Origin of the sequence: Streptomyces sp. NPDC057743 (assembly GCF_042798755.1) — a bacterium.
Classification (GTDB): Bacteria; Actinomycetota; Actinomycetes; order Streptomycetales; family Streptomycetaceae; genus Streptomyces.
The window spans coordinates 139692-163951 of record NZ_JBHVJX010000007.1 but is presented as its reverse complement, the minus strand read 5'-3'; the positions used below and the strand labels follow the sequence as shown (position 1 = coordinate 163951).

Annotated in this window: 20 protein-coding genes; 10 read left to right on the top strand and 10 right to left on the bottom strand. The window is 72.3% G+C overall.

Annotated features, from left to right (window positions below):
• Positions 1–5 precede the first annotated feature (5 nt).
• Positions 6–1076 (top strand): trypsin-like serine peptidase, encoded by a 1071-nt coding sequence (locus ACFVFQ_RS10455; RefSeq protein ID WP_383411993.1) that lies wholly within the window; start codon positions 6–8, stop codon positions 1074–1076.
• A gap of 158 nt (positions 1077–1234) precedes the next feature.
• Here ACFVFQ_RS10455 and ACFVFQ_RS10450 read toward each other — a convergent pair whose 3' ends face one another.
• From ACFVFQ_RS10450 to ACFVFQ_RS10440, 3 genes are read right to left on the bottom strand one after another with little or no spacing between them, the layout of a single operon-like run.
• A complete protein-coding gene (locus tag ACFVFQ_RS10450; protein WP_383411990.1) occupies positions 1235–2266 on the bottom strand; it encodes an ABC transporter substrate-binding protein in 1032 nt (343 codons plus the stop codon).
• A gap of 38 nt (positions 2267–2304) precedes the next feature.
• Positions 2305–3177 carry an ABC transporter permease gene (locus tag ACFVFQ_RS10445; protein ID WP_383411987.1) on the bottom strand — a complete coding sequence of 291 codons (873 nt, stop codon included), beginning with the start codon at positions 3175–3177 and terminating at the stop codon, positions 2305–2307.
• Complete coding sequence (locus ACFVFQ_RS10440) at positions 3167–3982, bottom strand: ABC transporter ATP-binding protein (RefSeq protein ID WP_383411984.1); 816 nt, start codon at positions 3980–3982, stop codon at positions 3167–3169. Before ACFVFQ_RS10440 ends, ACFVFQ_RS10445 begins: the two co-directional genes overlap by 11 nt.
• Positions 3983–4225: 243 nt before the next feature.
• On the opposite strand from ACFVFQ_RS10440, the gene ACFVFQ_RS10435 reads away from it, so the two are divergent.
• Together ACFVFQ_RS10435 and ACFVFQ_RS10430 are read left to right on the top strand one after the other, a co-directional pair.
• Positions 4226–5929, top strand: coding sequence for an ATP-binding protein (locus tag ACFVFQ_RS10435; protein ID WP_383411981.1), 1704 nt, complete (start codon positions 4226–4228; stop codon positions 5927–5929).
• Complete coding sequence (locus ACFVFQ_RS10430; protein WP_383411978.1) at positions 5926–6618, top strand: response regulator; 693 nt, start codon at positions 5926–5928, stop codon at positions 6616–6618. Before ACFVFQ_RS10435 ends, ACFVFQ_RS10430 begins: the two co-directional genes overlap by 4 nt.
• Here ACFVFQ_RS10430 and ACFVFQ_RS10425 read toward each other — a convergent pair.
• Positions 6615–7574 (bottom strand): LysR substrate-binding domain-containing protein, encoded by a 960-nt coding sequence (locus ACFVFQ_RS10425; protein WP_383411976.1) that lies wholly within the window; start codon positions 7572–7574, stop codon positions 6615–6617. The genes ACFVFQ_RS10430 and ACFVFQ_RS10425 overlap by 4 nt on opposite strands.
• Before the next feature lie 151 nt (positions 7575–7725).
• Here ACFVFQ_RS10425 and ACFVFQ_RS10420 point away from each other — a divergent pair, with 151 nt between their 5' ends.
• The 3 genes from ACFVFQ_RS10420 (at position 7726) to ACFVFQ_RS10410 (ending at position 10908) form a co-directional block, all read left to right on the top strand.
• Positions 7726–8517 carry an alpha/beta fold hydrolase gene (locus ACFVFQ_RS10420; RefSeq protein WP_383411973.1) on the top strand — a complete coding sequence of 264 codons (792 nt, stop codon included), beginning with the start codon at positions 7726–7728 and terminating at the stop codon, positions 8515–8517.
• Positions 8518–8747: 230 nt separating this feature from the next.
• Positions 8748–10139, top strand: a complete 1392-nt coding sequence (locus tag ACFVFQ_RS10415) for a pyridoxal phosphate-dependent decarboxylase family protein (RefSeq protein WP_383411970.1) — start codon at positions 8748–8750, stop codon at positions 10137–10139.
• Positions 10140–10296: 157 nt separating this feature from the next.
• Entirely contained in the window at positions 10297–10908 is a 612-nt protein-coding gene (locus tag ACFVFQ_RS10410) for a GNAT family N-acetyltransferase (protein WP_383411968.1), read from the top strand.
• Between the two features lie 68 nt (positions 10909–10976).
• On the opposite strand, the gene ACFVFQ_RS10405 is transcribed toward ACFVFQ_RS10410, so the two are convergent.
• From ACFVFQ_RS10405 to ACFVFQ_RS10390, 4 genes are all read right to left on the bottom strand, one after another.
• Complete coding sequence (locus ACFVFQ_RS10405; RefSeq protein WP_383411965.1) at positions 10977–12563, bottom strand: adenosine deaminase; 1587 nt, start codon at positions 12561–12563, stop codon at positions 10977–10979.
• A gap of 124 nt (positions 12564–12687) precedes the next feature.
• Entirely contained in the window at positions 12688–14265 is a 1578-nt protein-coding gene (locus ACFVFQ_RS10400; RefSeq protein ID WP_383411962.1) for an amidase family protein, read from the bottom strand.
• A 180-nt stretch (positions 14266–14445) separates the two neighbouring features.
• Positions 14446–15225, bottom strand: coding sequence for a MerR family transcriptional regulator (locus tag ACFVFQ_RS10395; RefSeq protein ID WP_383411959.1), 780 nt, complete (start codon positions 15223–15225; stop codon positions 14446–14448).
• Positions 15226–15410: 185 nt separating this feature from the next.
• Complete coding sequence (locus tag ACFVFQ_RS10390) at positions 15411–16862, bottom strand: glyceraldehyde-3-phosphate dehydrogenase (RefSeq protein ID WP_383411957.1); 1452 nt, start codon at positions 16860–16862, stop codon at positions 15411–15413.
• Between the two features lie 242 nt (positions 16863–17104).
• Here ACFVFQ_RS10390 and ACFVFQ_RS10385 point away from each other — a divergent pair, with 242 nt between their 5' ends.
• The 4 genes from ACFVFQ_RS10385 to ACFVFQ_RS10370 all read left to right on the top strand — a co-directional run bounded on the left by ACFVFQ_RS10385 (position 17105) and on the right by ACFVFQ_RS10370 (position 21289).
• Complete coding sequence (locus tag ACFVFQ_RS10385) at positions 17105–17836, top strand: FadR/GntR family transcriptional regulator (protein ID WP_383411954.1); 732 nt, start codon at positions 17105–17107, stop codon at positions 17834–17836.
• A complete protein-coding gene (locus tag ACFVFQ_RS10380; protein WP_383411951.1) occupies positions 17833–18894 on the top strand; it encodes an asparaginase in 1062 nt (353 codons plus the stop codon). The genes ACFVFQ_RS10385 and ACFVFQ_RS10380 overlap by 4 nt, the downstream gene beginning before the upstream one ends.
• 49 nt (positions 18895–18943) lie before the next feature.
• Positions 18944–20347, top strand: a complete 1404-nt coding sequence (gene aspA, locus ACFVFQ_RS10375) for an aspartate ammonia-lyase (protein ID WP_383411948.1) — start codon at positions 18944–18946, stop codon at positions 20345–20347.
• A 147-nt stretch (positions 20348–20494) separates the two neighbouring features.
• Positions 20495–21289 (top strand): carbon-nitrogen hydrolase family protein, encoded by a 795-nt coding sequence (locus ACFVFQ_RS10370; protein ID WP_383411945.1) that lies wholly within the window; start codon positions 20495–20497, stop codon positions 21287–21289.
• Between the two features lie 74 nt (positions 21290–21363).
• On the opposite strand, the gene ACFVFQ_RS10365 is transcribed toward ACFVFQ_RS10370, so the two are convergent.
• The gene (locus ACFVFQ_RS10365) at positions 21364–22941 is read right to left on the bottom strand and encodes an APC family permease (protein WP_383411942.1); all 1578 of its coding nucleotides are present in this window, start codon (positions 22939–22941) and stop codon (positions 21364–21366) included.
• Between the two features lie 116 nt (positions 22942–23057).
• The gene (locus ACFVFQ_RS10360; protein WP_383411939.1) at positions 23058–24215 is read right to left on the bottom strand and encodes an aromatic ring-hydroxylating dioxygenase subunit alpha; all 1158 of its coding nucleotides are present in this window, start codon (positions 24213–24215) and stop codon (positions 23058–23060) included.
• Positions 24216–24260: the final 45 nt, after the last annotated feature.

The window sequence follows — 24260 nt, the reverse complement described above, 5'->3', positions numbered from 1 at the left end:
GCGGCATGGGCAGCGGGAGCCGATCGCCGGTGGGAACGGGCCCCGAGCGGGTCTTCGCCGATCTGCGGGCGGTGGCCGCGCGGGTGCGCGAGCAGTTGTCCTGGGAGGAGCCGGCCCCTCTCGGGGGCCTGCCCGCGGACGAGTTGCCAGCCGGCCGGATCGGGCAGTACGCGCGCCAGGAGCGCGCCCGGGTGCTGGCGGCCGGAGCCAGCGGGTTGGAGAAGCTGGTCGCGGGACGGGCCGAGGAGATCGGCGACGACGAGTCCTTCGGGCTGGAGGCGATCGTCCTGATGGAAGGGCGGCCGGCCCTCCTCGTCCAGCGGCAGGACTTCGCCCCGCAGCGGGGTGACTGGGCAGTGCTGGAGTCCCAACGGGCCGCGATCCGGGAGTCGTTGGCCCGGGTCGGTCGGGTGGCGGTCTCCGGGCATGTGGACCTGGACTGGTTGGGGGCGGGGTTCCTGGTCGGGCCCGAGACGGTGCTGACCAACCGTCATGTGGCGGCGGAGTTCGCCCGTTGCGCCGGCGACGGGTGGGGGTTCCAACCAGGGCTGCGTGCGGCCCTGGAGCTGGGCGAGGGGCGGGGCGCCGGCGCGGAACCGGCCGACGACGAACCGTCGTACGAGGTCACCGAGGTGTTGGGGGTCCACGAGGAGGTGGATCTGGCCCTGTTGCGGATCGCCCCGTATCTCGGTGGCCCGGCGCTGCCCACTCCCCTGGCGGTCGCCGCGGACGCGCCGCCGGACCTGCCGGGGCACCCCGTCTACTGCATCGGCTATCCGGCCTGGGACGGCCGCCGCGGCGAACCGGAGTCCATCCGGCGGATCTTCATGGACGTCTACAACGTCAAGCGCCTCCAGCCCGGCACGAGCACCGGGTTGGCGTCGGAAGGGAATGTGATGTGCCACGACTGCTCGACCCTGGGCGGCAACAGCGGCTCACCGGTCATCGACCTCACCGACCACCGCGTCCTCGGCCTTCAGGTCGGCAGCCGCTATGGGGTGGGCAACTGTGCCGTGCCGCTATGGCAGTTGGCGGAGGATCCGCTGCTGGTGCGGGCGGAGGTCAACTTCGTATGAGGGGCGTGCGGTTGGGTGCTTGGGAGCGGGTCTGGGCCGCCGGTCAGTTCTTCACGGACGACACCCACCGGGATCATGCGCATCTGGGCTTGCGCACCTGATCCCGGTGGGTGGATTCATGTCAACGGGCCCTATTTACAGGGTCCGTTGACGCTTCGTCACTTCTTGACGAATTCGGTGGTGTAGGTCTTCTTCAGGTCGATGGAGGCGTTCTTCAGGTTGGGGTTGAACGCCTTCAGGACGCGTTGGACGGTGTCGGGACCGTCGGCCGGCATCACGCCGTCCTTGGTGAACATCGGCAGGGTGTCCTTGATGGCCTGGGCGTAGAGCTCCTTGCCACCCTGCGCGTAGTCCGACGGCATCTTGGCCGCGATCTGCTCGGGGGTGTGGGTGGACATCCACTTGAGGGTCTTGACGAAGGCGTTGGACAGCTTCTGGACGGTGTCCTTGTGACTGTTCACCCAGTCGGTGTTCATGTAAAGGCTGGAGGACGGGTAGAGGCCGCCGAGCGCCTGCTTGGAGCCCTCGGGGGTGCGCATGTCGACCAGCACCTTGCCGATCTTCTTGTTGACGACCTGGGCGACGGTCGGGTCGGTGGTCATGCCGCCCTGGATCGAGCCCTGTTGGAGGGCGGAGAGGAAGGTCTGGCCGGCGCCGACCGCGACCGGGGTGAACTCCTGGGTCTGCACGCCGTTCTTGACCGCGAGGTACTTGGTGAGGAAGTCGGTGGACGAGCCCAGGCCGGTGACGCCCAGCTTCTTGCCCTTGAAGTCCTTGGGCGAAGTCAGCTCGCCGGCGGCCTTGTTGGAGACCACCTCGACCTCGCCGGGCGTCTGCGCGAGCTGCACCACCGATTCGACCTGCTTGCCCTTGGCCTGGAGGTCGAGGGTGTGGTCGTAGAAACCGACCACGCCCTGGACGTCGCCGGAGAGCAGGGAGGTGGTGGCCTGGACGCCGGCCGGCTCGGTGAGCAGGGTGACGTCCAGGCCCTCGGCCTTGAAGTAGCCGAGCTGTTGGGTGAGTCTGGCCGGGAGGTAGATGACCTTGTCCAGGCCGCCCACCATGATCTTGAGCTTGCCGTCCTTGGCGTCCGCGGAGGTGCCGGCGGACGAACTGCCGCAGGCGGTCAGGCCGGTGAGGGCGAGCGCGGCGGCGGCGAGCGCGGCCGGGAGCTTGAGTCGGGTGCGCATGGTCACGTCCTTGTGAGGTGGGGCGGTGTGGGCTCGGATCAGCGGCCGTCGCCGGCGTCGGCCGGCTTCCAGCGGAAGAGCCGCTTCTCCAGGAAGGCCAACAGGCCCTCGGCGAGCAGGGCGACGACGGCGAGGATCACCATGGCGGCGTAGACGCCGGCGGCGTTGAAGGTGCCCTGGGAGGCCGAGACCAGCAGGCCCAGGCCCTTGGTCGCGCCGATGTACTCGCCGACGATGGCGCCGATCAGGGCGAAGCCGAAGCTGACGTGCAGGCTGGTGAAGATCCAGGAGGTGGCGGAGGGGATCACGACCTGGAGGGTGACCTGGCGGTTGCTGGCGCCCAGGATGCGGGAGTTGGCCACCAGGTTGCGGTCCACCTCGCGGGCGCCCTGGAAGGCGTTGAAGAACACCGGGAAGAAGACCAGGACGACGGCGGAGGCGATCTTGGAGGCCGGTCCGAGGCCGAACCAGATCAGGAAGATGGGGGCCAGCACGATCCGCGGCAGCGCGTTGAGGACCTTGATGTAGGGGCCGAGCACGTCGGCCAGGAAGCGGATCCGGCCGAGCGCGATGCCCAGCACCACGCCGCCGAGGACGCCGATGATCCAGCCGAGCAGCGCCTCGTAGAGCGTGTACCAGATCTGTTCCCACAGGGTGCCCTGCGGGGTGCCGTTGAGCGCCCACTGGGTGATCTGGTTCCAGATCTTCGACGGCATGGAGAAGTTGAACGGGTCGATGACGGCGGCCCGGGCCAGCCACTCCCACAGGGCGAGCAGCCCGACCAGGAGGACGGCGCGGGCGCCGTAGACGACCAGCTTGCGGTTGCGGGCGGCCCGGGCGCGGGCCTGGCCGCGCTCCCCCACGGGGGCGGGCTCGGCGGTGGCCGGTGCGGTGACGGTCTCAGGCGACACGGGCGGCACCCCTTTCGCGGGTGATGCGGACCTCTTCGCCGAGCGAGGACCAGATCTCCCGGTAGATCTCGATGAACCGCGGCTCCAGCCGCACCGATTCGACCCGGCGGGGCCGCGGCAGGTCGATGGCGAAGACCTCCTTGACGGTGGCCGGGCCGGCCGTCATCACCACGACCTTGTCGGCCAGCGCGATGGACTCCTCCAGGTCGTGGGTGACGAAGACGACGGAGGAGCCGGTGCCGGACCACAGGTCCAGCAGTTCGTCCGACATCAGCGCCCGGGTCTGCACGTCGAGCGCGGAGAACGGCTCGTCCATCAGCAGGATTTCGGGGTCGTTGACGAAGGTCGCGGCGAGCGCGACGCGCTTGCGCTGGCCGCCGGAGAGCTGGTGCGGATAGCGGTCGGCAAAGCCGGCGAGGCCGACCCGGGCGAGCCATTCGCGGGCGCGTTCCTTGGCCTCGGGCTTGGGGACGCCGCGGAAGCGGGGGCCGGCCATGACGTTGGAGAGCACGGTCCGCCAGGGGAAGACGGCGTCCTGCTGGAAGACGAAGCCGACCTTGTCGCCGATGCCGCGGACCGGCTCACCGGCGACCAGCACCTCGCCCTCGGTGGGCTCCGTCAGGCCGCTGACCAGCGTCAAGGTGGTCGACTTGCCGCAGCCGGTGGGCCCCACCACGGCGACGAACTCGCCGCGTCCGACGGTCAGATCCAGGTCGCGGACGGCGGTGTGCAGACCGCCGGAGGGAGTGCGGAAGGTTTTGCTCGCTCCCCGCAGCTCGATGGCGGGGCTCGTGTGGCTGTTCATGGACCGGGCGGCTAGGAGCGGGCCGGGGGACCGCGGCAGCCTTGTGGGCGCAAGCCGTCTTTCTGTGCGCAAACCCTGTTGTGCCCATTTTGCTCACGCTAGAACAACAAAAGTTCAACGAGGGCTGGGCAGCCGGGCCCCGGCGGCTTACGTTGCGTTGACACCAGATCAACAGCCGGCGTCGTCAAGAGGAAGTGTCCGTTCCGCTCCGCTGCGGAGGACGGCCGAGACAAGGGGGACCGCATGCGGATCCACTGGCCCCGTCGCGTCTTCGCGCAGGTCCTGACCGCACAACTGGCCATCACCACCGGCGTGATGGTGCTGGCCACCGGGCTGTTCCTGGCGCCGCTCGGGCACGCCCTGGACGACCAGGCGATGCGCCGGGCGCTGGCGATCGCCGAGACCACCGCCGCCGACCCGGAGCTGGCCCGCGACGTGGCGGCCACCGCGCCGGCGCCGGGCGGTCCGGTGCAGTCCACCGCGGAGCGGATCCGGCGGGCGACCGGGGCGCTCTACATCGTCGTCATGGACACCCGCGGCGTCCGCTGGTCGCACACCAACACCGCGGAGATCGGCCAGCACGTCTCCACCGACCCCAGCCGGACCCTGGCCGGCCACGCGGTGCGCCAGATCGACACCGGCACGCTGGGCCGCTCGGCCCGGGCGAAGGTGCCGCTGCGCGACGACACCGGGCAGATCGTCGGCGCGGTCTCGGTCGGTATCGCCTACGACAGCGTGCACGACCTGCTGTTGCGCACCATCCCGGGGCTGTTGCGGTACGCGGGCGCGGCGCTGGCGGCCGGCGTGCTGGCCGCGGTGGTGGTCGCCCGGAGCCTGCGCCGCCGTACGCATGGGGTCGCCACCGCCGACATCTCGGCGCTGCTGGACGAGCGGGAGGCGATGCTGCACGGCATCCGGGAGGGGGTGGTGGCCTTCGACCGGCGGGGACGCATCCGGCTGGTCAACGACGAGGCGGGGCGGCTGCTCGGGCTGGACGCGAGCGCCGCGGGGCGCGCCCTGGACGAGGTGCTGCCGCCGGGCCGGACCACCGACGTGCTGGCCGGCCGGGTGGCCGGCGGCGACCTGTTGGCGATCAGCGGCGGCCGGGTGCTGGTGGCCAACCGCGTCCCGACCCGGGACGGCGGCGCCGTGGTGACCCTGCGGGACCGCACCGAACTGGAGCTGCTGGGACGGGAGTTGGACAGCACCCAGGGCCTGTTGGACGCGCTGCGCGCGCAGGACCACGAGCACGCCAACCAGCTGCACACGGTGCGCGGGCTGCTCGAACTGGGCCGGTACGACATGGCGGTGGAGTTCGTCGCCGAGGTGGCCAGCGCCCACCGGGCGTCCGCGGAGCAGATCGCCGAGCGGGTGCACGACCCGCTGCTGTCCGCCCTGTTGGTCGGCAAGGCGGCGATCGCCGCCGAGCGCGGGGTGGCCCTGCGGGTGTCGCCGGCCACGCTGCTGCCGGACACCGTGGTCGACCCGCGCGACCTGGTCACCGTCCTGGGCAACCTCATCGACAACGCGCTGGACGCCACCGCCGAGCGCCGCCGGGCCGAACCGTTCGTCGAGGTGGAGCTGCGCGCCGAGGGCACCACCGCGGTCGTCCGGGTCAGCGACACCGGGCCCGGCGTGCCCCCGGAGCGGCGCGAACAGGTCTTCGCCGAGGGCTGGTCCACCAAGAGCGCCACCGTCGCCTCCCGGGGCCGGGGCATCGGACTCGCGCTGGTGCGCCGGCTCTCCGAGCGCTACGGCGGGATGGCCCGGGTCACCGCCCGGGCCGGCGGCGGCGCGGTCTTCACCGTCGTCCTGCCCGAGGCGCTGGCGCCCGCCCGCACGGAGCTCGCGCTCCCTGCCCGCCCGTCGCCCGACCTCCACCCCCAGAAGACGGCGCTACGCGCCGCCGCCGCTCGTCAGCTCACGGCCACAGGAGAGTCACCGTGATCGATGTCCTTGTCGTGGACGACGACTTCCGCGTCGCGGAGATCAACGCCGCCTATGTGTGCCAGGTGCCGGGCTTCCGGGTCGTCGGCCGCGCGCACACCGCCGCCCAGGCCCTGGCCACGGTGGAGCGCCGCCACGTCGACCTGGTGTTGCTCGACCACTACCTGCCGGACGAGACCGGCCTGACGCTGGTGCGACGGCTGCACCAACTCGGCCACCACACCGACGTGATCATGGTGACCGCGGCCCGGGACGTGGCCACGGTGCAGGCGGCGATGCGGTATGGCGCCCTCCAGTACCTGGTCAAACCGTTCGGATTCGCCGGGCTGCGGGCCAAGTTGGACGCCTATGCGGCGCTGCGCCGCACCGTGGCGGGCGTCGGCGGCCGGGGCGAGGCCGGCCAGGAACAGGTGGACCGGATCTTCGCCGCGCTGCGCACCCCGGACTCCCCGCACGCCGAACTCCCCAAGGGGCACTCGGCCGCGACCGTCGACCTGATCCGCCGCACCCTGGACGAGGCGGGGCTGCCGCTCTCCGCCCACGAGGTCGCCGAGCGCGCCGGCGTCAGCCGCTCCACCGCCCAGCGCTACCTCAAACACCTCGAACGCACCGGCCACATCAGCCTCACCCTGAAGTACGGCGACACCGGTCGCCCGGAACACCGCTACGCCTGGGCCAGGGCCAGCTAGGGCCTGTCCGATGGGGCAGGGGCGGCGCCGGTGACCGCGCCGGTGCCGGCGCCGGTGACCGTGTCGCTGGCGCCCTCGACGGCCGCGTAGCACGCCTCGATCAGGGCGCGGAGTCCGGCGCGGGGCGGGCCGCCGCGCACCGCGAGATAGGTCCGCATGACCGGCGCGGGCCCGGTCAGTGGGCGGAACACCACGCCGGGCACCGGGAGTTGTGCGGCGTGCGGGGCGTAGAAGACCGTCCAGGACGGTTTTCCGTAGCCGACGGCGGCCAGGGTGTCCTGGGCGTTGGTGAACTCCGGCCCCCGGACGGGCTCGTAGCCGGCCGCCCGGCAGGAGCGCAGGATCAGGTCGTGCAGGGCGGGGTTGCGGTGGCGCGGGGAGAGTCGCAGCGGGAGGTCGGCGAGGTCGGCCAGCTCGACGGTGTCCCGCGCGGCGAGCGCGTGGCGGGCCGGCAGCGCCGCCATCAGCCCGTCCTGCCACAGCGGCAGGAACTCCAGCCCGGGATCGGTGCGTTCACCGCGCAGCAGGGTGGCGTCCAGCTCGCCGGTGCGCACCCACGCCAGGCGCTCCTCGGTGCTGCCGGTGACGAGTTCGAGCTGGGCGTGGCCGGCGGTCCGGGTGAACGCGGCGAGCACCGCATCGAGCCAGCCGCCCAGCCCGGAGCTGGTGCCGAGCCGCACCGTCGCGGCCTGTTCGGCGCGCAGTTCGTCGAGCGCCTCCCGGGCCCGGGCCTGGAGGGCGAGCATCTCCCTGGCGTAGGGCAGCAGCCGCTCGCCGGCCACGGTGAGCCGGACGACGCGGGTGGAGCGGGTGAACAGCTCGGTGCCCAGCTCGCGTTCGAGCCGACGGAGCTGCTGGCTGACCGCGGACTGCACGATGTGCAGCCGCTCGGCGGCGCGGCCGAAGTGCAGCTCCTCGGCCACCGTCAGGAAGTAGCGAAGCTGTCGGATCTCCATGGTTCCCCCCGTTCACCGTGATCGGTATTGATCACCGATCGCGATCAGTGTAGGCGGGGATCGCTCGTTGGTCGGCGGGCGGGATCGCGGTTGGCTGAGGGCATCACGAACCGCGCGGCCCCAACGGGCCCACGAGGCAGAGGAATCCGCCATGCCCAACCTGGACGTCAACGACACCACCTACTACTACGAGGACGAGGGGACCGGCCCGGCGCTGCTGTTCCTGCACGGCTGGGGCACCAGCGGCCGCACCTGGGGCGCGCAGCAGGCCGAGTTCACCCGGGACCACCGGGTGGTCACCGTCGACTGGCGGGGCTGCGGTCGGTCCGCCCGGCCCGTCCGCGGCAACACCACCGCCGGCGTGGCCAGCGACCTGGTGGCACTGATCGGCGCGCTGCGGCTGGACCGGCCGGTGGTGGTCGGCTCGTCGATCGGCGCGTCCTTCGCCACCGAACTGGGGGTGCGGCGGCCGGAGTTGATCGGCGGGGTGGTCTCGGTGGACGGGCCGGCGTACTGGCCGTCCACGGGGATGCCGATAGCCGAGCTGATGGACGATCTGCGCCGCGACCGGGCCGGCACGGTCGCCAGCTGGGTGCCGGGGTGGTACGCACCGGGCACCTCCCCCGCCCTCGTCGACTGGACGGCCCGGCAGATTCTGGACTCCGGCGTCCACATCGACCAGCACTTCGCCGAGGCCCTCAGCTACGACCCGCGGCCGGTCCTGCCCGGGCTCCGGGTGCCGATCCACTACATCCACGGCGAGTTGGACACCGAGATCCCGCTGGAGGTGCCCCGTACCTGCGCCGCCCGCACCCCCGGCGCCGAGGTCGACGTCATCGCCGGCTCCGGGCACATGCCGCACCAGGAGCGCCCCGAAGCCTTCAACGCCGCGCTGCGCACCGCCCTCGCCCGGATGGCCCCGGCCGCCCGCGCCACCGCCTGAACTCCCGTCCGCCCGCCGGGCGCACGCGCCGACGCGGCGCCCGGCCACGGCCGACGACTGGGCCCTGGCCGGCGGTTGCGTCCAGGCCAACGGCCGGGCCCCGGACTGGTACTCCCGCCCCATCGAACAGGCCGCCCGGTCCCAATTCCAGTCCACTTCTCTCGAATTGGACCAGGCGGACGGGGACCGGCCCGGCTAGCGTCGTGATCACTCGACGAACGGAGCGCCCCGTGCACCCCCAGCTCGCCGCGGATCTCGCCGCGCTGCCCGACCTGTTGGAGACCACCCGGCAGCGCGCCGTGGCCTTCCTCGACGGCCTCGACCAGGCCCCCGTCGTCCCCGCGCGCCCCGCCCCGGAACCGGCCCCGCTCCCCGAGCGCGCCACCGGACTGAGGGACGCGCTCGGGGACTTCACCGCACGCTGGCAGCCCGGCCTGTCGGCCAGCGCCGGCCCCCGCTACCTCGGCTTCGTCACCGGCGGGGCGACCCCGGCGGCGCTGGCCGGCGACTGGCTGACCGCGGCCGCGGACCAGAACTCCATGTCGTCCCTGGACGCCACCGGGCAGCACCTGGAACGGGAGACGGTCGGCTGGCTGCGCGCCCTCTTCGGGCTCTCCGACGCCCACCACGGCGCGCTGGTCAGCGGCGCCACCCTGTCCAACACCGTCGGACTGGCCATCGCCCGCGAATGGCTCGGCGAGCGGCGCGGCGTCTCGCCGGCCGAGGACGGGGTGGCCGCGCTCGGTCCGGTGCGGGTGCTGTCCGGCGCCGCGCACTCCAGCGTCGCCAAGGGGCTGTCGATGCTCGGACTTGGCCGCGCCGCGCTGGTCACCGTGCCCACCCTCCCCGACCGGGAGGCGGTCGACCCGGCGGCGCTGGAGCGCGCCCTCCAGGAGGCCGACGGCCCCTGCGTCGTCGTCGCCAACGCCGGCACCGTCAACACCGTCGACTTCGACGACCTCCGCGCCCTCGCCGCACTCCGCGACCGCTACGGCTGCTGGCTGCACGTCGACGCCGCGTTCGGCGCCTTCGCCGCGCTCTCCCCGCGTCACGCCCACCTCGCCGACGGCCTGGACCTGGCCGACTCGCTCTGCATCGACCTGCACAAGTGGCTCAACGTCCCCTACGACAGCGCGGTCCAGTTCACCCGCCGCCCGGACCTCCAGGCCCGGGTCTTCCAGAACGCCGCCGCCTATCTGGGGCCGCTCGGCGACACCCCCGACCTGGTCCACCTCACCCCGGAGAACTCCCGCCGACTGCGCGCCCTGCCCGCCTGGTTCACGCTGCGCGCCTACGGGCGCGAGGGCCACCGCGAGATCGTGGAGCGCTGCGTCGAGGGCGCCCGCACCCTGGGCGCGGCGGTCGCCGCCCTCGACGGGCTGCGGCTGCTCTCCCCCGTCCACCTCAACGTCGTCTGCTTCACCCTCGCCACCCGCCCCACCGCCCGGCGCCTCGCCGCCCTCGCCGACGCGCTGGCCACCGAGGTCTTCCTCACCCCCACCGTGCACGCCGGACTCCCCGCCCTCCGGGCCGCGTTCAGCAACTGGCGGACCACCCCCGAGGACGTCCACCGGATCAGCGCCGCCCTGGAGGCCGCGGTCCGCCAACTGCCCCTGGACTGACCGGTTCACGCGGCGCGCGACAGGGGTACGGGCGGCCCTGTCCGTCGCGTCGGACAGGGCCTAGGCCCTGTCGTCACACTCCCGTCTGCCGGGCGGCGCCCGGCCCGCCCTCCGGGCGAACGACGGGAGTTTGACGACAGGACCTAGGCTGCCGTCCATGCACCCCCTCAAGATCAACGAGCCCGACCACCAGACCGTCGTCCTGGATGCCCACGCGCTGGCCGCCGACCCCGAACTGGCGGCGGAGTTCCCCCGATCCGCGCACCGGATCCTCGCCGACCTGGTCGCCGACGGCGCGCCGCTCGGCTGGGTCGATCCGCCCGGGCCCGCGGAGGTCGCCGAGCTGGTCGACCGGGTGCTGACGGCCGCCGCGGCCGGCGACGGGGCGCTGCGCGCCGCCTACGCCGGCCGCACCCTGATCGGCCTGGGCTACTGGCTGCGCTACGCCCGCCCCACCAACTACCCGCACGCCGACCTGGAGAAGCTGGCGGTGGCCGGCACCGCGCACCGCCGCGGCATCGGCCGGACGCTGGCCGGCGCGCTGATCGCCGACGCCCGGGCCGCCGGCATCGAGGTCCTCACCCTGGACGCCCGCGCCGACAACGCCCACGCGCTGCGGCTGTACCGGTCGTTGGGCTTTAGGGAATACGGCCGCCTCCCCGGTTTCGTGGCCATCGGCGAGCGCCGTTGGGACAAGGTGTTCTACCTGTTGGACTTCCGCGCGGAAGCATCAGAGGCGTCGGAGGCATCGGAGGCGTCGGAGGCGTAGCCGGACATGGCCGGGCCCCGGCGCCCCGTCGTGGACGGGTGCGCCGGGGCCCGGGCCGGCCGCCGCGGTCAGCGGTGGCTGAACTGCCGCTCGAAGGAGGCGAAGGCGGCCTCCTGCCGCCACTCGACGGCCGCCTTGGGGCTGTCCGCGAGCAGCCGCCGGCAGGCCGCACCCGGGGTGCCGTTGCCGGGGACCTGTCCGCGGCAGGCGGCGACGGGGTGGTAGCCGTGCCGGGTCGGGTTGCCCTGCCACAGGCTGCGGCCGGAGAGGAAGGAGTACTGGAGGGAGGCGCGGGCCAGGTCCTTCAGCTCGCCGTAGCCGAGCCGGTACGTCGTGGCGGCGTACTGGTACTCGTGGCTGATGTCGATCCGGGAGATGCCGGGGTCGTCGGTGGCCAGCACGACCGGCACGCCGTACGCGCGGTAGGTGTTGAAGGGGTGCTCCGCGCCCTTCACGCCGAGGATCTGGGCGTTGCTGGTGAAGGGCACCTCGACGGCCACCTCACGGGCGGCCATGGTGCGCGCCAGCTGCCGCCAGCCGTCCTCGTGGACGAGGTCCACGCCGTGGCCGATGCGCTCGGCGTGGGCGACGTTGACCGCCTCGTTGATGTGGAACTTCAGGTCCTCCGGCTTGACCAGGCCCGGCGCCAACTCGCCCGCGTGCAGGGTGATGTGGGCCTTCGGGTAGACCTGGTGCAGATAGTTCAGCATCCGCATCTGGAGGCGGTAGTCGCGCAGCGCGCGCTCGCCGTCCTCGGGCTGGACGAGGTTGACGGCGGTGAACCGCGGGTCCCGCTCGGCCAGTCGGAGCCCGACCTCCATCTGCGTGAAGACCCGCTCGGGGCTGCTGCCGCGGGAGACCTGGGAGTTCCAGCGGACGGTCAGCCGGCAGCCGGGGGCGGCCTGTGCGGTGCCGCAGTGGGAGGTGGCGCGGAACTCGGCGTCCGCGTCGTCGGCCTCCTTACGGGCGGTGGCCACCAGTCGGTCCAGCTTGCCGTCGGCGGCCAGCTCCCGGTGCATGCGGGCGAGGTCGGGGTGCCAACCCACCTGGTCGGCCACCTTCTTGGCCTCCTCGGAGGCGGGGGTGACCAGCGTCTCCAGGTAGAACTGGTTCTGCGCGGCGATGCCGTCGGCGACCTTCGACAGCAGCTTGCCGCGGTGCCGCCAGGTCACCTCACCGAACTTGCCGAAGGTGTCGAAGAAGTGGTCGTGACCCGATCCGCCGGCCGGGAAGTCCTGCATCGACCAGGCCCGCAACAGCGCGTCGTGGAAGCTCCGGTCGGTCTTGGCGTCCACCGCCGGCCGCTTGCCCTCGCCGCACGGCCCCGGCACCGCCGTCATCGTCTTGGTCTCGATGCACAGCTTGTCCTCGGCGGCCAGCGTGATCAGGTACTCGGTGGGTACCGCGCCGGAGAGGTGGTTGTGCAGATCACCGCCCTTGGGGAACTGCCGGAAGAAGCCGCGCAGCCGCGCCGGGTCGGAGCGGACCGACTCCAGGTAGGCGGCGGTGCGCGCCTCGGCCGGGTTCAGCGGGCGGGCCGAAGGGGACGGGGTGGAAGGGGGGTTGGCCGGCTGGGCGGCAGCGGGCACGGCGGACACTATCGACAGGGTACTGAGGGCGGCCAGACCGGCCCGGAGGACCCGGCGACGGTTCATGGCACGACGACGATCATCAATCACCGAGGCATCTTCGTCACCCGATCGAGGGAATGCGAGTGCCTTTTCAGCACATTTCTTCGAACGGGGAGGTCAAGGTTGGCGCAAAGCCGATGAAAACCTTTCAGCGAGGGCCGTCGGAGCCCAGCGTCGGCAGGTAGCGCGGGGCCCGCCAGGCGTGCAGCCGGTGTTCCACCGCGGCACCCAGCGCCAGCAGTCGCTCGTCCTGGTGGTTGCCGGCCATCAGCAGCAGGCCGACGGGGAGTTGGCGCACCGTCCCGGCCGGCACCGACAGCGACGGGTAGCCGGAGACGGCCGCGGGGGTCGAGGACGGGATGACGTCGTTGTCGCCCCGCGCGCAGTCCGTCGTCCAGGCGGGCGGGTTGGTCGGCGCGGCGATGGCGTCCAGGTGGTGGGCGGCCATGGTCTCGTCGATGGAGCGCCGGGACAGGTCCGCCAACTCGGCGCGGCCGGCCCGGTACTTGGGGTCGGTGGTGGGCGGCGCGGCCAGCGCCTTCTCGAAGAGCTCCTGACCGGCGAAGCAGGTGTGCTCCGCCGGGTGGCTGCGGTTGAACGCGATCAGCTCGGCGAGGCTCTGCGGCCCCTTGCGGGTGGGGAGGTAGGCGTCGATGTCCCGGTGGAACTCGCTGAGCAGCGCCGGGAATTCGAGCTCGGCGATGCGTTTCTGGTAGGGCGGCGTCACCTCGACGACCTCGGCGCCGGCGTGCCGCAGGGCGTCCGCGGTCCGGGACAGCACGACGTCCACGTCCGGCCCGAGCTCGGGCAGTCGCCACAGGCCGATCCGCTTGCCGCGCAGCCCGTCGGGGTGCGCCAACGAGCCCTGGGCGGTGGTGGGTTCGCGCCCGCTGAGCACCTGGAAGGCGAGCGCGGTGTCGATCACGTTGCGCGCCATCGGGCCGGCGGTGTCCTGCTCGGCGGAGATCGGCACGATCCCGGACTGGCTGACCAGGCCCAGGCTGGGCTTGTGCCCGACCACGCCGTTCATCCCGGACGGGCACACGATGGAGCCGTCCGTCTCGCTGCCGATGGCCACCTGCGCCAACGACGCGGCCAGCGCGGCGGCCGAACCGGCGGAGGAGCCGCACGGATTGCGGTCCAGTACGAAGGGGTTGTGGGTCTGACCGCCCACCGCCGACCAGCCCGAAGTGGGCTTGTCCGCACGGAAGTTGGCCCACTCGGAGAGATTGGTCTTGCCGAGGATCACCGCGCCCGCGTCCCGCAGCCGGGTCACCAGGGCGGCGTCCCGGTCGGGCGGGCTGCCGGCCAGCGCCAGCGAGCCGGCGGTCGAGGCCAGGCCCCGGGTGTCCACATTGTCCTTCACCAGGACGGGGATGCCGTCGAGCGGGCCGCGCGGTTCGCCGCGGCGGTGCCGGGCGTCACTCGCGGCGGCCTGCCGCAGGGCCGTCGGGTCGGTGCGCAACACCGCATGGATCGTGGGGTTGATGGCCTCGATCCGCGCCAAGTAGGCGGCGGTCAGCGCCGAGGACGTGAGCGAGCCGTGGGTCATCCGGGCCTGGAGTTCCGGGATCGTCACCGTGTCCAGATCGACGCCCGGCAGTGCGGGCGAACCGGCGCCCGGCGGCGGGCCGTCGGCGGCCCGGGCGCGCGGCTGCGGCACGCCGGCACACAGCGAGCCCGCGACCAGCGCGGCGAACAACGTGATGACGCTCCGCTTCCTCATGCTCCCCCAGCCCCTCCGGTTGCTCATGAGGGTCAGCCGACTACACACCGGCCGCGGAGCGCAAGGGTCTTTCACGTCCCACCGTCCGGGGACGGACGGACGGACGCGGGGCGCGCGGGCTTCTCCCGCGCGGGGCACGTACTGTCGGAGGTCTGCAGCCCCCCGACAGCCTGTGTGCGATCAGCTCAGCTCGGCACCGGCGTAGACGCGCATCGCGGCGCTCAGGTACTCGGCCAGCCCCTCGGCGATCTTCTCGAAGTTGCCCCGCATCTGCGGGTCATCGACGTACCGCTGGGCCAGGCCCTCGTAGGCGGCCTTGTTGGGCGTCCAGAAGCGGCACACGCCCTGGTAGTGATGTGCCACCTCGGCCTGCACGGCGGGGTCGTCCGCCGGGGCGCCGGCCACCATGAGCTCCGCCATGCGGATCAGCTGCGCCGTCACCTCGCGCTGCCACGCCTCGGTGTCCTGCGCGCTCATCCCCTCGGCGGCCCGCCGGGACTGCTCCCAGGCCGCCGGCCACCGCTCGCGGACCTCCGCCTCGACCTCGGCCTCGTAACGGGACGGCTCGAACCCCTCGAAGAGGTTCTCCGGCCGGTTGATCTGGACCGTCATGTCCTCGTTCCCCTCGTCCTTCTTCTCCAAGTCGGCGATGGTGCGGGCGACCGTCCGGGCCAGCGTCTCCAGCCGGCTCCGCTCCCCCAGCAACCGTCGGTGGTGCTCGCGCAGCACGGCCACCTGGTCCCGTTGGCTGTCCAGGACCTCGCGGATCTCCCGCAGTCCCAGGCCCAACTCCCGCATCAGCAGGATCTGTTGCAACCGCAGCAGATCCGCCTCCGCGTAGTACCGGTGTCCGTTGCTCCCGATCCCCGCGGGCGGCAACAGGCCGATCTCGTCGTAGTGCCGCAGCGTCCGGGACGTCACGTTGGACATCCGGGCCACCTCCGCGATCGACCAGTTCATGGTCGCTAGCTCCCCTCGCCGGGCCGGTCTTTCCGGCCACAACCAAGACAGTAGGAGTTGACGCAACGGAAGCCGCAAGTCGAGGCGTGGGCGGGCCGCGCGCCGAGTGGAAAGCAAGGAGGGCGACCGGTGCCTGGTGCGGCACCGGTCGCCCTCCCCGGGGCGGTCGGTCGGCGGTCGGCGGGTCAGGCCACCGGCGCCGGGTAGGTCGGGTACTCCACGCCGGAGACGTACTGGACGACCCGGATGACCTGGCAGGAGTAGCCGAACTCGTTGTCGTACCAGAGGTAGAGGATCGCGTTGTCGCCCTCGACCTTGGTGGCGCCGGCGTCGACGATCGAGGCGTGCCGCGAGCCGATGAAGTCGCTGGAGACCGCGTCGGGGGCGCTGATGAAGTCGATCTGGCGCTTGAGCGGCGAGGTCAGCGACACGTCGCGGAGGTGGTCGAGGACCTCCTCGCGGGTGGTCTCGCGGGCCAACTGGAGGTTGAGGATGGCGATCGAGACGTCCGGCACCGGCACCCGGATCGAGCTGCCGGTGATCTTCGCCTGGAGGTCGGGCAGCGCCTTGGCGACGGCGGAGGCGGCGCCGGTCTCGGTGATGACCATGTTGAGCGGCGCGGAGCGGCCACGGCGCTCGGACTTGTGGTAATTGTCCAGCAGGTTCTGGTCGTTGGTGAACGAGTGGACGGTCTCCACGTGGCCGCGCAGCACGCCGTACTCGTCGGCCATCGCCTTCAGCGGCGGCACGATCGCGTTGGTGGTGCAGGACGCGCAGGACAGGATCTGCTCGTCCGGCTTGATCGTGTCGTGGTTGACGCCGTGCACGATGTTGGGCACGTCGCCCTTGCCCGGGGCGGTCAACACCACCTTGTCGATGCCCGGACGCAGGTGCTTCGACAGGCCCTCGCGGTCGCGCCACTTGCCCGTGTTGTCGATGAGGATGGCGTCCTTGATGCCGTACGCCGTGTAGTCGACCTCGGACGGGTCGTTGGCGTAGATCACCTTGATCTCGTTGCCGTTGGCGATGATCGCGCTGTTGGCCTCGTCGACGGTGATGGTGCCCTGGAACTGGCCGTGGATGGAGTCGCGGCGCAGCAGCGAGGCGCGCTTGACGAGATCCTCGGCGGCCCGGCCGCCGCCGCGGACGACGATGGCGCGCAGCCGCAGCCCGTTGCCGGAGCCGGACTTCTCTATGAGCAGGCGGGCCACCAGGCGGCCGATGCGGCCGAAGCCGTAGAGGACGACATCGCGGCCCTCGCGGCACTCGATCTTGTTGGCGCCGGTGGCGCCGGCGACCGCCTCGGCGGTGAACTCCTCGATCGACAGGCCGCGGTCGTCCGACCGGTAGGTCGCGGCGAGCATGCCGATGTCGATCTGGGCCGGACCGAGGTCGAGCGTGGTGAGCGCCTGGAGGAACGGCAGCGTCTCGGTGACCGAGAGCTCCTCACCGGCGATCTGCCGGGCGAAGCGGTGCGTCTTGAGGATGCTGACCACCGACTTGTTCACCAGGGAGCGGCTGTGGAGCAGGACGGTGACGTCACGCTCCCGGTGCAGCTTCCCGATGAGCGGGATCATCGACTCCGCGATCTCCTCGCGGATCTTCCAGTTGGTGAACGAGTCGTCGTTGACAGTCACAGGCTTATCTCTCGATCGAGCTAGGCGGTGCTCATATGCTAACCGCACGCCGTTTCGACCTTTCACGGGGTGCCGGGGTGAGGGGAATCCCCGCCTCCTCCTGGCGGTGAACTCGCTTGCGAGGAAAGGCCATTGGGGGCGAAAAGCCGTCCGGCAGGCGGCGCTCCGCGCGCTCCGGGCATGACGTACGCCTCACCTCCACCCGCTTGACAGCTCCCCCGCGCCCGACCGACCATCCCCGGGTGAACCTGTCAGACAGCCAGACAGCCGGCGACATATCCAGCCCCGCGGCACCCCGGCGCGTGAGCGCCATGGAGGCCGTGTTGAGCCACCTGCGCGGGGCCATCGAGCGCGGCGAGTACGCGGTCGGGGACAAGCTGCCCTCCGAGGCCGAGCTGTGCCGCCGCCTCGAAGTGAGCCGGCCGGTGCTCCGCGAGGCGCTGCGCGCCCTCCAGACCATGGGACTCACCGTCTCCCGCACCGGCAAGGGCACCTTCGTGGTCTCCGACGGCGCGGTGCCGGACCCCACCTTCGGCGACTACGCGGCCAGCGACCTGCTGGAGGTCCGCCGTCACGTCGAGGTCCCGGTGGCCGGCTACGCCGCGGTGCGCCGGACGCCGGAGGACCTCGACCATCTGACGCACCTGCTGGAGCGGATGGAGCGGGAGACCGACACCACCGCCTGGGTCGCCATGGACACGCTGTTCCACCTGGCCATCGCCCAGGCCGCCCGGAACCCGGTGTTCCGGCGGGTGATCGAGGAGATCCGCGACGCCCTGGCCCGCCAGTCGGCCTTCCTCAACGACGTCGGTGGGCGGCGCGAGCAGTCGAACCGCGAGCACCGGGCGATCATCGAGGCGCTCGTGGACCGCTCCGAGCACGACGCCGTCGAGGCGATGAAGCACCACCTCGCCCGGGTCGAGACCACGCTGTCCACCATCGTGCGGACCGGCCAGGCCGGGGGCGAGGCATGAGCGCGCCGCGGAACGCCGTTGCGGATCTCGACGGGGCCGCGGGTACCGCCCCGCCGCCGGCGCTGCGCGCGCCCGGGCACGTCCCGGTCGCCGAGGTCGTCCGCGGCGGCCTCGTCGAGGGCGTCCACCACGGCTCGGTGGTGGTGCTGGCCGCGGACGGCACGGTGGAATACCAACTCGGCGACGCGGAGGCCGCGTTCTACCCCCGCTCGGCGCTCAAGCCGCTCCAGGCCGTCGGGCTGCTGCGGGCCGGGCTGCCACCGCTGGACGACCCGGCGCTGGCCCTGGTCGCGGCCAGCCACTCCGGGGAGGAGCGCCATCTGGCCACCGCCCGACGCATCCTGGACGCGAACGGGCTGACCGAGGACGACCTGCGCAACGTCCCCGACCTGCCCTACGGGACGGCCGAGCGGGAGGCGTGGCTGGCTCGCGGCCTGGGACCCGATCGGCTCGCCCAGAACTGCTCGGGGAAGCACGCCGCGATGCTGGCGACGGCGCGCGCCCGCGGCTGGCCCTTGGCCGGCTACCTCGACCCCGACCATCCGCTCCAGCGTCAACTCGCCGCGACCGTCGAGGAGTTGACCGGCCAGGGCATCGCCCAGGTCACCGTCGACGGCTGCGGCGCACCGCTGTTCGCGGTCTCGCTGCTGGGGCTGACCCGGGCCGCCGCCCGACTGGCGAGCGCCGCACCGGACACCGCCGCGGGCCGGGTGGCAGGCGCCATGCGGCACCACCCCGAGATGGTCTCCGGCCGCGACCGGGACGTCGCCCACCTGGTCCGTGCCGTGCCCGGACTGCTGGCCAAGGACGGCTTCGAGGGCGTCCAGATCGCCGCGCTGCCGGACGGCCGGGCGGTCGGCGTGAAGATCGCCGACGGCGCCGACCGGGCCCGGATGCCGGTCACGGCCGCGGCGCTGGCCCACTGCGGCATCGACCCCGAGGTGCTCGCCCCGTTCGCCACCCGCCCCGTCCTGGGCGGCGGTTCGGCGGTCGGCGCCGTGCAACCGGTCGCCGCGTTGCGCAATGACCGCCTCCTCCCCCGCTCCCCGGCCGCCTGACCCGCGCCGCGCTCCCCCTCCCCGTACCCCACCGCACGAAGGACCCGTCATGACCCCCGGCCACCGCCGCGAACACGATCTGCTCGGCGAGCGCGAGATACCCGCGGACGCCTACTGGGGCGTGCACACCCTGCGCGCCGTCGAGAACTTCCCCATCACCGGCACCGCGATCTCCGGCTATCCGCACCTGATCGACGCGCTCGCCGCCGTCAAGGAGGCCGCGGCCCGCGCCAACGCCGAACTCGGCCTGCTTGCCCCGGAGAAGGCCGACGCGATCGCCGCCGCCTGCCGGGAGATCCGGGACGGCCGCCTGCACGACCAGTTCATCGTCGACGTCATCCAGGGCGGCGCCGGCACCTCCACCAACATGAACGCCAACGAGGTGATCGCCAACCGGGCGCTGGAGCTGCTCGGCCACGCCAAGGGCGACTACGCCCCGCTGCACCCCAACGAGCACGTCAACCTCAGCCAGTCGACCAACGACGCCTACCCCACCGCGGTGAAGGTCGCCACCGTGATCGCGGTCCGGGAGCTGCTGGCCTCGATGACCGTGCTGCGGGAGGCGTTCGCGGCCAAGGCGGAGGAGTTCCGGGACGTCCTGAAGATGGGCCGCACCCAGCTCCAGGACGCGGTGCCGATGACGCTGGGCCAGGAATTCTCGGCGTACGCGGTGATGTTGGAGGAGGACCAGGGCCGGCTGGCCGAGGCGGTGGCCCTGATCCACGAGATCAACCTCGGCGCCACCGCCATCGGCACCGGCCTCAACGCCCCGAAGGGCTATGCCGAGTCGGTGCGACGCCATCTGGCCCAGATCACCGGCCTGCCGTTGGTGACCGCCGCCAATCTGGTGGAGGCCACCCAGGACTGCGGGGCGTTCGTCCACCTCTCCGGCGTCCTCAAGCGGATCGCGGTCAAGCTCTCCAAGAGCTGCAACGATCTGCGGCTGCTCTCCTCCGGCCCGCGCGCCGGCCTCGCGGAGATCAACCTGCCGCCGGTGCAGGCCGGTTCCAGCATCATGCCGGGCAAGGTCAACCCGGTGATCCCGGAGGTGGTCAACCAGGTCGCCTTCGAGGTGATCGGCAACGACGTCACCATCACCATGGCCGCGGAGGCCGGGCAGCTCCAGCTCAACGCCTTCGAACCGGTCATCCTGCACGCGCTGTCGGAGAGCATCACCCACCTCGGGGCGGCCTGCCGCACCCTCGCCGAACGCTGCGTCCTCGGTATCACCGCCAACACCGAGACCCTCCGGGAGAGCGTGCAGAACTCCATCGGCCTGGTCACCGCCCTCAACCCGCACATCGGCTACACCGCGGCGACCGCGATCGCCAAGGAGGCCCTGGCCACCGGGCGCGGGGTGGCCGAACTGGTCCTGGAGCGGGGCCTGTTGCCCGCGGACCGGCTGGCCGCGCTGCTCCGCCCGGAGGAGCTCGCCGGCGCGGACCGGGCCTGAGCCGCCGGGCGTCGTCCGAGGTCGAGGGGGCGGCGCCCCCGAGGGGGAGCTGTGGTGCGGGCGCGGCACGGCGTACCGTCCAAGGCAGGGCGGCCCGCGCGATCTGAGTGGGGGTCGTGGGAGCGGAGACGACGGGAGAGAGTGCCGATGCGTATCGCACTGTGCCAGATGACCTCTTCGACCGAGCCGAAGGAGAACCTCGCACAGCTCGCGGACCTGGTGCGCCGGGCCGCGGCCGAGGGGGCGCGCCTGGCGGTGTTGCCGGAGGCGGCGATGGTGCGCTTCGGGGTGCCGCTGGGGCCGGTGGCCGAGCCGTTGGACGGGCCGTGGGCCGAGGGGGTGCGGGCGGTGGCCCAGGAGACCGGGGTGACGGTGGTGGCGGGGATGTTCACCCCGGCACCGGACGGCCGGGTCGCCAACACCCTGCTGGCGACCGGACCCGGGGTGGAGGCGTCCTACGACAAGATCCATCTCTACGACGCGTTCGGATTCCGGGAGTCGGACACCGTGGCGCCGGGCGACCGGGTGGTGACGATCGACGTGGACGGCGTCCGGGTGGGCCTGGCGACCTGCTACGACCTGCGGTTCCCCGAGCTGTTCCGGGCCCATGCGGACGCCGGCGCGACGGTGTCGCTGCTGCCCGCTTCCTGGGGCGCGGGCCCCGGCAAGCGGGAGCAGTGGGATCTGCTGGTGCGGGCCAGGGCGCTGGACGCGACGGTGTGGCTGGCGGCGGTGGGCCAGGCGGCGCCGGACCAGGACGCCGACCCGGAGGCGCCCACCAAGGCACCGACCGGGGTGGGCCACAGCGCGCTGATCGGCCCGGACGGTACGGTCCGGGCCCGACTGGGCGGTGCCCCCGGACTGCTGCTCGGCGAGGTGGACCCGGCGGAGACCGAGCGGGTGCGGCGAGCGGTGGCCGTACTGGACAACCGCCGTCTGTAGCCGGCCCGTTCGGGGCCGGGCCGGTCCGACGGAACACGGTCGGACCGGCCCTGGCACCGTGCGGACGGGCGCGGTCAGTCGTGCGCCGGGACGGCGAGCGGGGTGTCGGTTGCGTCGTCGTCCCCGTCGGCCGGTTGCGCGGCGTGGTCGGCGAGGACGCCGGTGCGGTGGCGCTGGACGCACCAGTAGTAGGCGAAGCCGCCGAGCGCGACCAGGCCGACGAAGAGCACCGCGCCCCAGCGCAGGTACCAGTGGTGCGGTGGGGCGGCGTTGTAGACGGCGTCGCGCGGCCAGGCCAGGTTGACGATCATGGCCGCGCCCCAGAGGACGGCGGCGGCGTTGACCGGCAGCCCCCAGCGGCCCAGGCTGAACCGGCCGCCGCCGGCCGGCTGCCACCTGCCGCGCAGCCTGGCGACCAGCATCGGCGCGGTGACCAGCAGATAGGCGGTGTAGATCATGATGATGCCGAGGCTGGTGACGACCGAGAAGATCTGTGGCTGGCGGATGTTGAGGACCAGCACGCTCAGCGACAGCACGCCGATGATCACCGCGGGCAGGACCGGGGTGCGGAAGCGCGGACTGAGCCTGGCGAGCCGGGCGGCGAACGGGAGGTTGGTGTCCCGGGCCATCGCGAAGGTGAGCCGGATGGCGGCGGTGTGCACGGCCAACGCGCAGACCGTGACGGCGATCAGCACGCACCAGAGCATCGCCTTGCCGACGGTGTCGCCGAGGACGTTCAACACGACGTACTGGAGGCCGTCGGTGGTCAGGCCCTTGCCGTTGAGGCTGCCGACGCTCATCAGCGCGAGCAGCAGGATCAGCCCGCCGAGCAGGAACGAGGCGATCAGCGCGCGCAGGATGGCGCGCGGGGCATTGCGCGAGGGGTCCAGGGACTCCTCGCCGAGCGAGGCCGCGGTGTCGAAGCCGTACATGACGTAGGCGGAGGCCAGCGAGGCGGTGAGGAACGCGCCGAGGTAGCCGAGGTGTTGGCCGGCTCCCGTGTGGTGGGTCTGGAGCAGCACGCCGGGGCCGCGGACGATGTGCACCGCGAGCAGCACGATCAGCACGACGGTGGCGATCAGCTCGATGAAGACGCCGGCGGTGTTGATGCGCGCCATCAGCTTCACGCCGAAGGCGTTGACCAGGGTGGTGAAGAGGATCAGCACGGTGGCCAGGACCACCGCGTTGGTCGCGGTGTCGTAGGGGCCGGTGCCGTCGCCGACGAACTGGAAGGCGTGGGATATCTGCGGGAGCGTCAGTTGGTAGGAGAGGGCGACCGCGGCCAGCGAGACGATGGAGGCGACCAGCATCATCCAGCCGGCGAGCCAACCGATGTGGGGATTGCCCAGCTTCTTGGCCCAGTTGTAGACGGAGCCGGCGACGGGGTGGCGGGCGGCCAGTTCGGCGAAGGAGAGCGCGACCATCAACTGGCCGATGAAGACCATCGGCCAGGACCACCAGTAGGCCGGGCCGCCGTGACCGAAGCCGAAGTAGAAGAGCTGGAAGGTGCCGGTGAGGATGGAGATGTAGCTGATGCCGGCGGCGAAAGTGTGGAAGTTGCCGAGGGTGCGCTTGAGTTCGGGGCGGTAGCCGAATTCGGCCAGGCCGGTGTCGTCCTCGGGTGCCGGGTTCGTGCCGCGAGTTGGAGTCAAGGGCCGTCCTCCTCAGTACGCCGCCGGTGCGAGCTAGGGATGGTAGTCGTGAAGGCAATTGGTGCCCAGGTGCACGGCTGAGGCAGGGGGTGCGGGGCCGACGGCCCTCGGCGTGGTCAGGCGGGCCCGCCCGCCAACTGCCCGGTGACCCAGGCATGGAAGGCCCCGATGTGGTGTTCGCTGGGCACCAGCACGCCGCCGTCGCGGTAGGCGCGGGAGTCCATGGCCGGCTGGGTGCGCTCGCAGGCGTCGAAGTCCTGGGTGTTGACGCGGTGGAAGAGTTCGACGGACTTGGTGGTGTCGGCGCCGGATTCCACGACCTCGGGCAGATACAGCCAGTCGCACTCGACCAGGGTGCGGTCGGCGGCGAGCGGGAACATCCGGTGCAGGATGACGTGGTCGGGGACGAGGTTGAGGAAGACCTGCGGGCGGACGGTCACGGCGTAGTAGCGCCGGTCCTGGCTGTCGTCGATGCCGGGCAGCCGGCCGAAGCCGGCGCTGCCGTCCACGGTGAAGCCATGGGCCTCCTCGGCGAACTCGGCGCCGTGCCCGACGTAGTACTGGGCGGCCAGGCCGTCCGCGAACTCCGGGAGCACATCGGTGAGTTCGGGATGGATGGTGGCGCAGTGGTAGCACTCCATGAAGTTCTCGACGATCAGCTTCCAGTTGGCCCGCACGTCATAGCTGATGCGGCGGCCCAGGGCCAGGCTCTCGGTGCGGTAGCGGTCCAGGGCCGCGACCTCGCCCAGCCGCTCGACGGCCGCGCCGATCACGGTGTCCTCGAAGGACGGCGGTTCGTCGGCCAGGCACACCCAGGCGTAGCCGAGCCATTCCCGCACCGGGACGGTGACCAGGCCGCGTTCGGTGCGGTCGAGGTCCGGCATCTTCTGGAGGTTGGGGGCGGCCACCAGTCGGCCGTCCAGGTCGTAGGTCCAGGCGTGGTACGGGCATTGGAGGTTGCGGCGGACCTGGCCGGACTCCTCGGTGCACAGTTGGGCACCGCGGTGCCGGCAGATGTTGAGGAAGGCGCGGAGCGCGCCCGCGCGGTTGCGGGTGATCAGGACGCTCTCCCGGCCGACCCGGACGGTGCGGAAGGCGCCGGGCCGGTCGAGGTCGGCGCCGCGGACGGCGCAGAACCACAACCGCTCGAAGATCAGCTCCTGTTCGCGGCGGAAGTGGTCCGGGTCGGTGTAGGCGCGGCCGGGAAGGGTGGCGGTCAGGCTGGGCGTGGCGGAGGCCGTGGGGCGGGCTTCGGCGGGGGTGGTGGTCGTCATGGCGGCTCTCCTCGGGCGACCGGGGCAACGGAGCGGCGGGAAGGG

Coding starts and splice junctions, on each gene's coding strand:
- ACFVFQ_RS10395 (WP_383411959.1), bottom strand. CDS start 15,225: ATGAACTGGTCGATCGCGGAGGTGGCCCGGATGTCCAACGTGACGTCC.
- ACFVFQ_RS10410 (WP_383411968.1), top strand. CDS start 10,297: ATGCACCCCCTCAAGATCAACGAGCCCGACCACCAGACCGTCGTCCTG.
- ACFVFQ_RS10370 (WP_383411945.1), top strand. CDS start 20,495: ATGCGTATCGCACTGTGCCAGATGACCTCTTCGACCGAGCCGAAGGAG.
- ACFVFQ_RS10420 (WP_383411973.1), top strand. CDS start 7,726: ATGCCCAACCTGGACGTCAACGACACCACCTACTACTACGAGGACGAG.
- ACFVFQ_RS10435 (WP_383411981.1), top strand. CDS start 4,226: ATGCGGATCCACTGGCCCCGTCGCGTCTTCGCGCAGGTCCTGACCGCA.
- ACFVFQ_RS10425 (WP_383411976.1), bottom strand. CDS start 7,574: ATGGAGATCCGACAGCTTCGCTACTTCCTGACGGTGGCCGAGGAGCTG.
- ACFVFQ_RS10450 (WP_383411990.1), bottom strand. CDS start 2,266: ATGCGCACCCGACTCAAGCTCCCGGCCGCGCTCGCCGCCGCCGCGCTC.
- ACFVFQ_RS10380 (WP_383411951.1), top strand. CDS start 17,833: ATGAGCGCGCCGCGGAACGCCGTTGCGGATCTCGACGGGGCCGCGGGT.
- ACFVFQ_RS10405 (WP_383411965.1), bottom strand. CDS start 12,563: ATGAACCGTCGCCGGGTCCTCCGGGCCGGTCTGGCCGCCCTCAGTACC.
- aspA (WP_383411948.1), top strand. CDS start 18,944: ATGACCCCCGGCCACCGCCGCGAACACGATCTGCTCGGCGAGCGCGAG.
- ACFVFQ_RS10400 (WP_383411962.1), bottom strand. CDS start 14,265: ATGAGGAAGCGGAGCGTCATCACGTTGTTCGCCGCGCTGGTCGCGGGC.
- ACFVFQ_RS10360 (WP_383411939.1), bottom strand. CDS start 24,215: ATGACGACCACCACCCCCGCCGAAGCCCGCCCCACGGCCTCCGCCACG.
- ACFVFQ_RS10455 (WP_383411993.1), top strand. CDS start 6: ATGGGCAGCGGGAGCCGATCGCCGGTGGGAACGGGCCCCGAGCGGGTC.
- ACFVFQ_RS10440 (WP_383411984.1), bottom strand. CDS start 3,982: ATGAACAGCCACACGAGCCCCGCCATCGAGCTGCGGGGAGCGAGCAAA.